At 38.3% G+C, this 12,482-nt stretch carries 12 protein-coding genes; 5 read left to right on the top strand and 7 right to left on the bottom strand.

Features of this window, described 5'->3' with window-relative positions; all coding sequences use genetic code 11:
- Nucleotides 1–44 precede the first annotated feature (44 nt).
- The 4 genes from ND855_RS13000 (at nucleotide 45) to ND855_RS12985 (ending at nucleotide 5,438) form a co-directional block, all read left to right on the top strand.
- Complete coding sequence (locus tag ND855_RS13000) at nucleotides 45–2,657, top strand: tol-pal system YbgF family protein (protein WP_265358680.1); 2,613 nt, start codon at nucleotides 45–47, stop codon at nucleotides 2,655–2,657.
- Between the two features lie 205 nt (nucleotides 2,658–2,862).
- Nucleotides 2,863–4,233 (top strand): hemolysin family protein, encoded by a 1,371-nt coding sequence (locus ND855_RS12995; protein ID WP_135605005.1) that lies wholly within the window; start codon nucleotides 2,863–2,865, stop codon nucleotides 4,231–4,233.
- Complete coding sequence (locus tag ND855_RS12990; protein ID WP_265358679.1) at nucleotides 4,234–4,764, top strand: phosphopantothenoylcysteine decarboxylase; 531 nt, start codon at nucleotides 4,234–4,236, stop codon at nucleotides 4,762–4,764. It begins immediately after the preceding gene.
- Nucleotides 4,761–5,438: a phosphopantothenoylcysteine decarboxylase domain-containing protein gene (locus tag ND855_RS12985; protein WP_265358678.1), complete on the top strand. Its 678-nt coding sequence runs from the start codon at nucleotides 4,761–4,763 to the stop codon at nucleotides 5,436–5,438. The genes ND855_RS12990 and ND855_RS12985 overlap by 4 nt, the downstream gene beginning before the upstream one ends.
- On the opposite strand, the gene ND855_RS12980 is transcribed toward ND855_RS12985, so the two are convergent.
- Nucleotides 5,424–5,780: a DMT family protein gene (locus ND855_RS12980; protein ID WP_265358677.1), complete on the bottom strand. Its 357-nt coding sequence runs from the start codon at nucleotides 5,778–5,780 to the stop codon at nucleotides 5,424–5,426. The two genes, ND855_RS12985 and ND855_RS12980, sit on opposite strands and share 15 nt — an antisense overlap.
- A gap of 13 nt (nucleotides 5,781–5,793) precedes the next feature.
- A complete protein-coding gene (locus ND855_RS12975; RefSeq protein ID WP_265358676.1) occupies nucleotides 5,794–6,549 on the bottom strand; it encodes an SIR2 family NAD-dependent protein deacylase in 756 nt (251 codons plus the stop codon).
- A gap of 74 nt (nucleotides 6,550–6,623) precedes the next feature.
- On the opposite strand from ND855_RS12975, the gene ND855_RS12970 reads away from it, so the two are divergent.
- Complete coding sequence (locus tag ND855_RS12970; RefSeq protein WP_265358675.1) at nucleotides 6,624–7,790, top strand: aminotransferase class I/II-fold pyridoxal phosphate-dependent enzyme; 1,167 nt, start codon at nucleotides 6,624–6,626, stop codon at nucleotides 7,788–7,790.
- Nucleotides 7,791–7,855: 65 nt separating this feature from the next.
- On the opposite strand, the gene ND855_RS12965 is transcribed toward ND855_RS12970, so the two are convergent.
- From ND855_RS12965 to ND855_RS12945, 5 genes are all read right to left on the bottom strand, one after another.
- Nucleotides 7,856–8,434, bottom strand: coding sequence for a cytochrome c-type biogenesis protein CcmH (locus tag ND855_RS12965; RefSeq protein ID WP_407658755.1), 579 nt, complete (start codon nucleotides 8,432–8,434; stop codon nucleotides 7,856–7,858).
- Between the two features lie 65 nt (nucleotides 8,435–8,499).
- Nucleotides 8,500–10,707 carry a heme lyase CcmF/NrfE family subunit gene (locus ND855_RS12960; protein ID WP_265358674.1) on the bottom strand — a complete coding sequence of 736 codons (2,208 nt, stop codon included), beginning with the start codon at nucleotides 10,705–10,707 and terminating at the stop codon, nucleotides 8,500–8,502.
- On the bottom strand, nucleotides 10,704–11,096 hold the full coding sequence (locus tag ND855_RS12955) for a cytochrome c maturation protein CcmE domain-containing protein (protein WP_265358673.1): 393 nt from the start codon (nucleotides 11,094–11,096) through the stop codon (nucleotides 10,704–10,706). The genes ND855_RS12960 and ND855_RS12955 overlap by 4 nt, the downstream gene beginning before the upstream one ends.
- Before the next feature lie 101 nt (nucleotides 11,097–11,197).
- The gene (locus ND855_RS12950) at nucleotides 11,198–11,974 is read right to left on the bottom strand and encodes a YdcF family protein (RefSeq protein ID WP_265358672.1); all 777 of its coding nucleotides are present in this window, start codon (nucleotides 11,972–11,974) and stop codon (nucleotides 11,198–11,200) included.
- A gap of 28 nt (nucleotides 11,975–12,002) precedes the next feature.
- Entirely contained in the window at nucleotides 12,003–12,404 is a 402-nt protein-coding gene (locus ND855_RS12945) for a hypothetical protein (RefSeq protein WP_322113572.1), read from the bottom strand.
- Between the last annotated feature and the right edge of the window lie 78 nt (nucleotides 12,405–12,482).

Here is a 12,482-nt window from a genome sequence, read left to right as displayed (position 1 = left end):
TGTCACTTGACCAAATCCCTTGGTCCTAGAGAATCAAAGATACGATGAAGAGTCGACTGTCACTTTCTATTTTTTTCAGTTTCATCATCCTGATTTCTCATACTACTATATACGCACAAAATCAAAGAAATCATGGCTGGATTGTGTCTGGTGCACAAGGAAAATTACTCATCCAAGGAAAAGAACAACTCACCATTCGCGATGATTTTCGATTCAAGTCTCCTGAATCTCTCACTACCAATCAGGAAATTGATTTTTACCTCATGCTAGGTGAATACTACCTGAGGAAAAAAGACAAGGTTGGGATTGCGAATATATTATATGACTTAAGGACTAAAAAAGGAGAGTATTCGTTTGCTGATTTTTTACTCACTTCTTTGTGGAAACATTCACAAGGTGATGAAGTCCAAGCCATCAAAACATTAGATACTTACATTCAAAAAGAACCAAATACCTATTTTCGTAATCTAGCAAAGAATATGCGAACGAATCTTTTCCAAACAGGGGAAGATGAGAAAAAAACAATGGTACGTATGGATTGTCAAAAAACAAAACCATACTATTCTCTTTGCCGGGTTTTCCGTTTGCAATACTATATCGATCTTCCTACGGGAAAAGATAAAGATATGCACAAACATTTTGTGAACATCATGAGGGTGAGTTCACCATTTTTTGAAGATACCAATTTAGAATGGATTCCACTTCTGGATCGGATTGATGAAGACCTACCAGCCAAATTGTCATTTTTAGGGTTTGTGAGAGAAGGGATTCATTTCCAGAGAATGATCATGGATTTAGAACGAATCACTGATGGTGCCTATAACGAAAACTCGATCGAAAGATTGGCATTTTTCCAGATTTTATCAGGTGATTATAATGGAGCAGAAGAATCATTTCAGAATTTTTTAAAGTCAGCACGTGGTAAAAAAACATCCATCTTGAATCGCATTTATGTAAAGTTAGGTGCGCTTGCCTATTTCCAAAAAGATTATAAAAAGTCCTTAGATTATTATATCAAATTAGATCTAAACAATTGGTCTCCAGACATTCATCATCCTTTTTTAAACGAACCAATGAGTTTGGCAGAAGTAAAAGATTTGATTTCAGTTTCATTGTACAAAGTGAACGGTGCAGAATCAGCTCTAAAAGCATTACAAAAAATCAAAGATCCAGAGAAGTTAACAGAAGCAGACATTTGGCCCAAACTTCGTATTTCACAGATGTTGATGGATCAAAATCCAGAATTGTCTTCTCGGATGACAGATGAGATCATTTATATGGCTCAGGAAAAAAAATGGAGACGATTAGAATATGCGGCTACCATTTTACAAGGTTATAATCAAATTTATCGAAAGGAATATCGTAAATCAACCATTGAACTCACAAAAAGCCGTGGGATTTTAGATGAAGAAAATGCATTTTATGCGGCTGAGTTCCTACGTAATTTTGGATTTATTTTTGCTCATACCGCTTCTGGAAAAAAAAGTCCTGTGAATGGAAATATCAAAGATGGACTCGGTGATTATTTATTAAACCATCCATACGAAGATTTGTATTACATTCGTAACTACAGGCCACTTGCTTTTTCGACGGATTTGTTTTTTGAATATGCTCTCAGCCATTTACGTGATGATAATGATGTATGGGGCCTTTTTGATACATTGTTTAAATACAATTCAGTCAAAACACAACGGAATACAAAGGGGAGTCCTCATTCTTTATTCCAAATTCCATATGTGAACCAACAGTTTAAATTTTTATCTGGATTTTCCACCGCAAGAGAATCTAAGTTTTTCGATTCCACATATGCCGAGAGTAGAGAAACGGAAAATTTAATCCAGAGGAAAAATGAAGAAGAAAACACACGTTCATTAGAATCAGTTAAACTTCCTACCATATTCCTCCTTCCATATAAAGACGAGTTTTATGTTTTCACATTCAATCCCAAAGATTTCAAACGAAACCAATTGAATTGGAAAATGGTACGAACTCAAAGACCCGATGCTTCTGATATTATAGATGTTGTGAGAGAACTTGTTTCAGCAAATAAGGACCATGATAAAATCCAAATTTATTTAAATGATTCTGGGTTGGGATTGTTTCGTTCTCTAAAAAAAGAAATGAAAGAACAGTCCTTTGTCTTTTTCTTTAGTTTGTATCCCAACACAGACACTCAAAAACCTCTCAATTTGTATTCTTGGAAATGCCCGACAAATATGCGTTCGCTGGATGGAAAAGGAATCACACTTGTAGATACTGCTTATTTTGAAGGATCGAGGATATTAAAAGACAAAGAACGTTTGCACCTATGGGACTTCCCAACAAATGCAAATGTTTCCAATTTAGGTCCAGTCCTCAGTTGGTCATGCCGATCCGAGACTGGTTCTACAGAGGAAATTTCGTTACTCAAATTGTACCGCAGGATCGATTACCGAACGGTTCCTAAAATGATAGTCTACACCGAACGAGTGTTAGGGAAGTCATGGAACGACCCTGGTCTCCACCAAGAGTGGTTACATTTTTGGTTTCGTTCTGGCACAAAAAAAATTGGTTACCTTCCAACACTTCCTGTCCTCGACCAAATCTCATTACAAAGCCTAACAGAACAAACGGCTTACAAAGAAGATGGAGTTTGGATTTATTCCACGGCCCAATAAATGTGACATAAAGGTAGTATCGGATCGCAAAATTCTGAATTGGGTGATGGGCGAAGGAAGCATTTGATCGGGTTTTCACATGTGATTTCCTGGAAAATATCCTCAAATTGTAGGCGACACTAGAAGTTCGGTCCAAAATACTTAATTCTGTTCCTCATTATACAATGGACCCTGATTTTAAAACTTTAGTGGTGTTCGAGTTTCTATGGAAATAATCGGCATCTTTCTCATCTTCCTCCTTGTCTTTGTCAATGGTTTCTTCGTCGCTGCAGAGTTTGCGATGGTATCTATCCGCCCCTCACGCTTAGAGGAACTAGTCAAAGAAAACCGGGCCATGTCCCATATCACCAAAAAAGCGGTCTCCAAAATCGATGATATGTTATCGGTTTGCCAAGTGGGGATCACGATCGCCAGTTTACTCCTTGGTTGGATCGGCGAGGCTTTATTTGCGAGTGTTGTCTCTGGATTCCTTCACATGTTCCAAATTGAATTGGATCTCGTGACTATCCACAGTATCTCGATTGGTGTATCCTTCACACTCATCACTTTACTACATGTCATCTTAGGAGAGTTAGTTCCTAAAACATTGGCAATCCAGAATACCGAAGCAATTGCTCTTGGTGTTTCTGCTCCCATGTGGCTTTTTTATTATTTGTTTTTTCCTGTAACATTTGTCATGAACCGATTAGCTGGTGGGATTCTCACTCTCTTCCGTTTGCAACGAACAGGTGATAAATATGTCCATTCTGCTGAAGAACTCATGATCATCATCGAGGAACAACGAAAACAAGGTCGTATCGATAATGCAGAAATGCAACTCATCCAAAAGACTTTTGATTTTTCGGAACATACTGCCAAGGATGTAATGACGCATCGTCTTTCCATCATTGGAATTCCACAAGAATCAACGATTGATAAATTACTTCCCCTCATTGCAGAACATAGTTTTTCTAGATACCCAGTTTACAACCAAACACTCGATAAAATTGTTGGGATTGTCCATGTTCAAAAATTTCTAAAATGGCAAGCGGCCCATCTTTCTGCCAAAGGCAAAAAAGAAAAAATCACTGTCATCATGGAAAAGGATTTTGTAAAAGTTCCTGAATCAATGTCCATCGAACGAGTGATGACAAAACTCCGAGAGAAAAAACAACATATGGCGATCGTGATAGATGAATATGGTGGAGTCTCAGGTTTACTTACGTTAGAGGATATTATTGAAGAATTTTTTGGTGAGATTCGGGATGAAACAGACACCGATGAAGTAGATGTTACATCCAAAAATAAAAAAACCAAAACCATCACACTTGATGGAGAAACCGAACTTTCTAGTTTAACTGATATTTTAGAAGGCGAAGAACCATCTGATATGGAAGAGGTTCGAACCATCGCTGGTTACTTTATGGAAAAAAATGAAGATATGCCAAAAGAAGGTAGTATCGTTCAAATCAAAAAGGGCAGCCTCAAAGTGAAAAAAATGGAAGGAAACAAAATCATTTCCATCCTATTCACACCGAAATTAGAAGAAGACCACGATTCCGAAATGGAACGGGAATTATCTTACGAGGATCGGTAAATGAAAGAAATCATCATCGCAGTCTCAGGTTCCATTGCATCTTACAAAGCTTGTGATTTGGTTAGAGGTCTTACTAAAAACGGATACCCTGTGCGAGTGATTATGACGGCTAACGCCACTAAGTTTGTGGGCAAAATTACCTTTGAAGCCCTAACCAGTAAACCTGTTCGAATTGATGAATTTGATACAGGGATGGCACATATTGAAATCAAAAATATTTCATCCGTTTTTGCAGTTGTACCAGCTTCCGCTAACATCATAGGAAAAATGGCAAATGGAATCGCTGATGATTTGGTGACTTCGACTTACCTCGCTTGTACTTCACCTGTGCTTGTGGCACCTTCCATGAATCCTGGGATGTACCTCCATCCTGCTGTTCAAAGGAATTTAAAAACATTAGAAGCCGATGGTGTACACATTGTATCTCCTGACAAAGGCATTGTTGTTTGTGGTGATGAAGGGTATGGAAAATTAGCAACCGTCGAAACCATCATGGAACAAATCATCGAACTTCATAAAAAAAATTCATGAATTTAAAATTCAAACGTGTTGTCATTACATCTGGTCCCACACGCGAGTGGATTGATCCAGTTCGTTATATCTCCAATGCTTCTTCTGGAAAAATGGGATACGAAATTGCAAAGTGTTTTTTGCAATACCCAGTGGATGTGATTTATATCCATGGGAATACCTTGGAACGTTATGCCAATGTTCCTGGCGCCAAACAGAACTTAGAAGTGGAAACAACAATGCAACTTCGAGATACAGTTTTATCTCAAATGTTGGATGATACTTTACTTGTGATGGCAGCGGCTCCGGCAGATTTTCGTCCGATCATGATGGCAGAACATAAAATCAAAAAGGAAAGAACTTCTGAAGGAAGTAAGGGATTATTACTCGAATTAGAAGAAAATCCAGATGTCTTAAAACAAGTGGATGAGTACATCAAAGAAAACCAAATCAATAATTCGATCCGCGTTGGGTTTGCAGCAGAAACAAATGATTTGGAAAAACATGCCAGAGAAAAACTCGTTCGCAAGGGTTTACAATACATCGTAGGAAATGTAGTTGGACATGGAAAAGGATTCGGTGAAGTAGAATCGATATTACGTATTTTTGGTCCGAATGGTCTCGTGAAAGAGATTGGACCTTTGCCAAAAGAGGAATTGGCAAAGTCCCTTGTCCAATTTTTAGTGACTGTTTGAATTGTTCCCAAATCCAAACGCAAAAAAACCAGCAAGTAAGATCAATCCAAAACTAACGATATAATTCCATTTGATTTTTTCACCTAAAAACAAGGTGGCAAAAAGGATAAACACAAAGATTGTGATGATCTCTTGGATGATCTTTAATTGGAATCCTTCAAATTTGTAAACCGTATACCCAATACGATTGGCAGGTACCATCAGTACATATTCAAAAAATGCAATGCCCCATGAAAACAAAATCACATAAAACATTTGGTTTGATTTTGCATATTTTAAATGGCCATACCAGGCAAAAGTCATAAAGATATTGGATAAAACAAGTAAAACAACTGTTAGCATAATTTGGGATCCTTTAGTCTAATGGTTCGTTTGGAAATACTTCATTCCAAATTTTGGGTAATACTTCACCTGATTTTCCACCAAAATGGTGTTTCATGGAAGGTGTAAGATTTGTTTCCGCTGGATTGATTTCAATCCCAATTGCTCCATTCCGAATCGCTGTGAGCGCTAATTGGGCGGGGACAGATACGTTGGCACTCGTTCCAATCACAAAAACGATTTGTGATTGTTTAGATAGTTCCCAACTTTTTGTAAGATGTGTTTGGTCATACTCTTCTCCAAACCAAACAATGTCGGGCCTAAGTAGGGATTCACAATGTTTACAAAATTTAAGTCCAGGATGGTCTAAACCATCTTGTTCCAAATGAAATTTTGCCGAACAATTTGTACACCTGACACGAAAAATATTCCCATGAAGTTCGATGATGGATTCACTTCCTGCACGCGGATGAAGGCCGTCTACATTTTGAGTGATGAGGGAAACAGAACTTGATTTTCTTTGCCATTTGGCAATTGTTATATGGCCTGGATTGGGTTTTGCATTTTTACAAATATTCCTTCGCCAATCGTACCATTCCCAAACGAGTTCTGGATTTTTTTGGAAAGCTTCTGGAGTTGCTAAATCCTCTGCTCGAAAGTTTTTCCAAAGTCCACCTTCTCCACGAAACGTTGGGATTCCACTTTCGTTTGAAATACCAGCCCCTGTCAGAAAGATGATACTCTTTGCTCTCCGAATTATTTCCAAAGATTCTTGTGGTAACACGTCCATTTCTTTGGTTCATTCTAACAAATTCTTAGAAAAATTAAATCGGAAAAAATTTTAGGCCAGAAAATCTGGTGATTGTGAGCTATCATTGGGAAGAAATTCAAAAAAAACTGGAGTCCATCAAGGAAAAACAATTATTCCGCGAAACTAAAACCTATCATGGGATTGATTTTTGTTCCAATGATTATATGGGCCTTGCCACTAACTCTCGTATGTTGGAATACTACAGGTCTTTAACAGATTTGTATCCCTTTGGTTCCACAGCTTCACGGCTTGTTCGTGGAAATTATGATTCCATGGATTTGTTCGAAACGGAATTTGCAAACTTTGTGGATGGAGAGGCAGCCTTACTTGTTTCCAATGGTTTTGTCGCAAACTTGGGGCTCATAGATTCCATTGCTGCGCCAAATTGTTATGTTTTTACAGACCGTTTGAATCATGCCTCGATTTTGGATGGGATTCGAATTTCTGGTGCCAAAAAAAAATACTACAACCACTTGGATTTACAACATTTACAAACGTTACTAGACAAGGCAAATGCCGAAGATCCAAACCAAAAACACAAACGAATCGTTGTTACCGAATCTTTGTTTAGTATGGATGGAGATAGCCCCGATTTTTCCAAACTACTCACATTAAAAAAACAATATGGGTTTGTCCTCGTTGTAGATGAGGCACATGCACTCGGAGTGTATGGTAAGGAAGGAAAGGGGATTTTGTTTCGAGATTTGTCTATCGAAGACATTCAATCGATTGATTACCGAGTGTATACACTCGGTAAATCGTTTGGATTGGAAGGTGGGATCATCGTAACAAAACAAATGGGTAGAGACCATTTGGTCAATGTTATGCGACCATTTATATTTTCTACGGCACCACTTCCCATCATTTCTAAATTGGCAATGTATGCTTTAGACTTATTACGATCTATGGAGTCTGAGAGGTTTCGTTTACTCGAACTCACTAGAGAATTAAAACAATCGTTACAAACGAATGGTTTTATGATCACAAATACAGAATCTCATATCATCCCTTTATTACTTTTAACTGAAAAAGAATCTTTATATTATGCCAAACGATTACAGGAGATGGGTCTCGATGTTCGCGCCATCCGTCCACCGACAGTTCCCACGCCAAGATTGCGGATCAGTTTGAATGCAAAATTAACAAGGGAGGATACAAATTCCTTAGTTTCTGCGTTGGTTCAAATTCGGAAAGATTGTGAAACGGTATCCTTTACTTAATTAAGATTTGTATTCTTTTGAATCTATCCTTGGTCCGAAAGAAAATTTCTTAACTTCAGTATCTCTTAAGACTCTTCAAATTTGCGAATTTTTTCTTTGATGGCTTCTGTTGTAGAAGTTGATGGAGTTTTGGAGTTTGATTGGGAAAGAGCAGATTTTTCACGCGATTTTTTAGTTCCATATCGATAAATCCCAAATAACCCAAGAACACCTAATCCAAGTAATGTGGCATTGATCCAAGTATCATCAGGTTTTGCTAAGATTTTAGGACCAAAACCATACACGATCGAATCTACCATACCTTGGTTTCCATTTTCTTGGAACATGATTACAATGGGGTCTTGTAATACAGAAGTACCAAATCCGTTTTCCATTTTGGAAATGATTTCTCCTTCTCCCATTCCTTCTTTGATTCGATTTTCAATAAAACTTTTGAGATAACTGGAAGCAGCACACATGTTAAAGGAACACGACTGGATAGGAAGGCTTGGTAAACAGATACATCGGATTTTTTCTGTGACCTTAAGGAAGGTTTGGATCTGAGTTTCTTCTTTTAAATTGGTAGTTGTTTTTTGAGCGAATACACCACTCGTGATTCCCATAAAGAGTACAATCGAAAGTAACCCACGTAATAAAATACCCATCGAAACATACCGATTGCCTATTGGGAACAATGGCATTCGAAACGAACTTTCATATCCTATTTGTTTCATATTGGATTCCCTTTGGTTTGTTTTTTCCTTTCGCCTATGGGGAGTAACAAAAAGATTCCAGACATAAAATAGAGTAAGGATCCAATCCAAATCAATTTTACAAGTGGGTTGATCCAAACTTCTAAATTTGCTACAATTTGCCTCGGGAAATTGAGGAAAAGTTTGAGTTTGTCTGTTTCACTTCCTGGTGTGAAGTAATACTGCATGAACATGAGTGGTAAGTCAGGGTTTTCTGATTTTAGATCCGAAGTTTCAATTGCACCCAGTTGGATGTAAAAATCTTCTTTTGCCATGGAGTGGATGGCTGGTTCACTTGTTGGGATATGGGTTTCGAAATCTCCCGTTAGGTGGGAGATCTGTGGATAAAACCTACGTTCAGTATCAAGTGTCGCAATTTTTTCCAATCCACGATAAATTCCGTAACTGGCTTCTTGGGACACAATCACATTTTGGATGTTAGGTTCCCCACCAAGCCCAGAGATAAGAACAGGTTTGATTTTGAGTGTGTTTGCTTCGATTTGATAACCACCAATCATTGCTTTGTCGATAGATTGGTAGATGATTTCTTCTGAAGTTGGCGGTTGGAGTTCATAAAAGAAACGAACAGATGTATTGATTTTAAAGGCATTCCCAGCATAACCAATAAAGATAAGAACAAGGGAGAAGTGTACTAAATACCCACCATATCGTCTTTTGTTTTTAAGAAGTAAGTTTATCCCAGCTCGTAACAAAGATTCATCTTTGTGTTCCTCTCGTCTAGCTTTGATTCCTCGGTAGTATTCTTGGATAATCCCTGCAATGGTAAATACACCAATTCCAACTGTGAGAACAGAATACACTTCTGCTAAAACATCCCCGTACTTAGAATCGGGTTTTGTAAAGTTTTGTGAATAAAATAGGATGTAGAGTCCACCACCCAAAATTCCAAACAGGAATGGTTTAAGTAAGGTAGAAAAAAATACTGCTCCAGCACCTTTTCGCCAAGCAAGTAGTGGTGCCGAACCCATCAGTAATAATAAAAATATCCCTGCAGGAACACCCCAAGAATTAAACCAAGGAGCTTTAAATTCTTTACCATAGAGGAGAGGGGAAAATACACCTAACAAAATAGCTGCGGTCGAAAGTACCAAAAGAAAGTTGTTTAATAAAAAACTTCCTTCTTTGGAGGTGATAGCTTCTAAGTTTCGTTCTGGTGTGAGGTTTTTCCTTCGGTAGATCACAAACCCTGTGAAAAACAAAAAACTTGCGATGATATAAACGATAAACGGAGTCCCGATTGTCGATTTGGAAAAACTATGAGGTCCTTCGAGGACACCCGAACGAGTGATCCATGTACCAAGTAAACTAAAGTGAAAGGCAAGGATCACAAGTAACATATTCCAAAACTTTAACATTCCTCGACGTTCTTGGATGACAACAGAATGGACAAAGGCACTTGTGAGTAACCAAGGCATTAACGATGCGTTTTCGACTGGGTCCCATGCCCAATACCCACCCCAACCTAACTCTTCGTAGGCCCATTTGGATCCGAGTAAAATTCCTGTTCCTAGAAAAAACCAAGAAAACAGAGTCCATTTGCGAATGAACTTCATCCAATCTTCTGAAAGTTGACCCGATACAAGAGCAGACATCGCAATTGCAAATGGTATGGAGATACTCACATAACCAATGTAAAGAATGGGAGGGTGGATGATCATGGCCCAGTGTTGGAGCAGGGGATTGAGTCCTCTTCCTGCCGCTGCTTCGGGAACAAATTCGCGGAAAGGTTGAGCGTCTCCATAAAACACGGCTAGGAAACTAAAAAAACCAGATAAAACCGCAAGGATGAGATTCATCATTGGGATTCGGTCTTCTATGGACTTACGAGTTTGCCATAACACGATGAAGGTGAAAACATTTAATATTAAATTCCAAAATAATAAACTTCCCGATGACCCAGACCAAATGGAAGTCATTTTGTAAAATAAAGGGAGATGTTCGCTGGAATGCATCACCACATAATAGTTGCTATAGTCTGATCTGACAAGTTGTGTGAGTAAAACGACAAAGGTTAATACAATGACAAAGGGATTTGTCATAAGGGCCAATCGGCCTAGTTCCACAGCTTTTCGTTCTTTTGAAATGATTCCGTAGATGGTTTGGATGGCAGAAAAAATTAAAATGGCGAGAGATGCAGAAAGTAAGATGGTTCCTAAATTATTCATTTTTCCTCAGCATACCCTGCTTCATATTTGGAAGCACATTTCGCTTCGACATGACTTGCGACAAGGATTCCCTTTTCTAATTTTCCATCCACTCGTGCCCTTGCTCCTTCTTTAAAAGCATCTGGCAAAAGAGTTTCTCCTGTAAAAAAAACAGGGATGATTTGGTCATTGAGTTCCAAATCAAATTTTGCTTTTTTTCCTTCACGGACCAAACTCCCTACGCGAACAAATCCTCTCACTCGTAAGTTTTGTTCCGAGTATTTTGTGGGATTAGCAGCAAGTTCTGAAGCATCGAGGAGAAGATACGATGTTTCTTGTGAGGAAAAGTAAGCAATGCCTCCAAGAGAGATTGCAATGAGGAATAAAAGGGTTAAAAACTTACGATTCATAGTCCATTCTTTAGACGAAATCACGTCTTTCCTCTAAGCTCTCTGATTGGTAGTTTCGGTCAAACAAAAAGGTTGTAAAGAATCAATCAGAAAAACCCGATTTAAAGGTAGGATTTGGCACGGTAAACAAAATACCCAACCCATTCCTTGATCGCAAATGTAGTCGTATCAAGATAACCAGCTGATGGTAAATACAATTCAAAGGCACCCGAATCCATTTGAAACGATCTATAATCGGTAGGGAAGAGGAACACATTTAAATTTTGTTTTTGGAAACAACCGAATGCACGTTTCATATGAAAGGCTGATGTGATTAGGATATAAGATTTAAAATTTAATTTCTCCACTATTTTTTTCGTTTCAACTGCATTTTCATAAGTATTTCTGGAATTGTTTTCTAAGATGATGTCGGATTCTCTTACACCTAAATCGATTAACAAAGATTTGGCTAAGTTTGCCTCTCGGAATTCGTCAGACAATAACAAACCGGACCCACCAGTAAATAGGATTTTTTTGACTTTGCCCGCTTTGTAAAGGCGAACGGCATCTGTGATCCGGTCTGCAGAATCTGTGAGTTCGGGCCTTGCCTTCACGGAAGAAATGGTTTGGATCATTCCCCCGAGAACAATGGCTAGATCCGCATTGGGAGTATCCTGAATGGAAATGGGAGGATAATCTTTTTCCAGACTAGATACAAGTGAATTGGCAACAAAGGAACTAGATGCCAGATATAAAAACAAACAAACGAGAAAAAAAAGAAACTTCGTATTCTTTGGTTTGATGCGAAGCAATAGATACAAACAAAGGAGGAAAAAAACTGGTAAGGGGTAGAGAAATATGGTGAGGACTTTTGAGAAAATGAAAAATAAGGAATCCATAATCTAAGGATTGGAAACACTGCCAGTTTTACCAGTCCAAATCAGGACCAAGTACTCCTATCCCACTGCCCCAATACTGAGAAGGGTGAGGGTAACGAACAGAGACACCAAGTGGAGAACGAGAGTATTTCCAATCCCTTGCGATTTGTTTTCTCAATTGTATTTGTTCTTCTGGAACTCCCATTTCAGGTTCATTTAAGAACTGTTTGGTGAGCTCTACCCATTCTTTGATTGCTGCTGGATTTTGTTTTTTTAAATCTTGGATGAGGATTCGTAGTTCGAACTCAGCGTCTTCCCTGAGATCCCTTGCAATTTCTGAAATTTCGGCATTGGAACCAAAAACAGTTTCGTTTCCTTCGGTACGATCGACTGCATCTCTCCATTTTGCATAAGCGATGAACAAATTCTTTGTTTCGTCAAATCGATACATTGTACTATGAGATTCTGCTTTGGATTCAGAAAAAGGCAATCGAAAAATGAAGCATTCCATTTTTGCTTCTTAACAGTC

The sequence above is a fragment of the Leptospira paudalimensis genome (assembly GCF_026151345.1).
Taxonomy (GTDB): Bacteria; Spirochaetota; Leptospiria; order Leptospirales; family Leptospiraceae; genus Leptospira_A; species Leptospira_A paudalimensis.
This window is presented reverse-complemented; position numbering and strand designations above follow the sequence as displayed.

Excerpts from the sequence above, each read along its gene's own strand:
- ND855_RS13000 (WP_265358680.1), top strand. The coding sequence starts at position 45 with ATGAAGAGTCGACTGTCACTTTCTATTTTTTTCAGTTTCATCATCCTG.
- ND855_RS12995 (WP_135605005.1), top strand. The coding sequence starts at position 2,863 with ATGGAAATAATCGGCATCTTTCTCATCTTCCTCCTTGTCTTTGTCAAT.
- ND855_RS12990 (WP_265358679.1), top strand. The coding sequence starts at position 4,234 with ATGAAAGAAATCATCATCGCAGTCTCAGGTTCCATTGCATCTTACAAA.
- ND855_RS12985 (WP_265358678.1), top strand. The coding sequence starts at position 4,761 with ATGAATTTAAAATTCAAACGTGTTGTCATTACATCTGGTCCCACACGC.
- ND855_RS12980 (WP_265358677.1), bottom strand. The coding sequence starts at position 5,780 with ATGCTAACAGTTGTTTTACTTGTTTTATCCAATATCTTTATGACTTTT.
- ND855_RS12975 (WP_265358676.1), bottom strand. The coding sequence starts at position 6,549 with ATGGACGTGTTACCACAAGAATCTTTGGAAATAATTCGGAGAGCAAAG.
- ND855_RS12965 (WP_407658755.1), bottom strand. The coding sequence starts at position 8,434 with ATGGGTATTTTATTACGTGGGTTACTTTCGATTGTACTCTTTATGGGA.
- ND855_RS12960 (WP_265358674.1), bottom strand. The coding sequence starts at position 10,707 with ATGAATAATTTAGGAACCATCTTACTTTCTGCATCTCTCGCCATTTTA.
- ND855_RS12955 (WP_265358673.1), bottom strand. The coding sequence starts at position 11,096 with ATGAATCGTAAGTTTTTAACCCTTTTATTCCTCATTGCAATCTCTCTT.
- ND855_RS12950 (WP_265358672.1), bottom strand. The coding sequence starts at position 11,974 with ATGGATTCCTTATTTTTCATTTTCTCAAAAGTCCTCACCATATTTCTC.
- ND855_RS12945 (WP_322113572.1), bottom strand. The coding sequence starts at position 12,404 with ATGTATCGATTTGACGAAACAAAGAATTTGTTCATCGCTTATGCAAAA.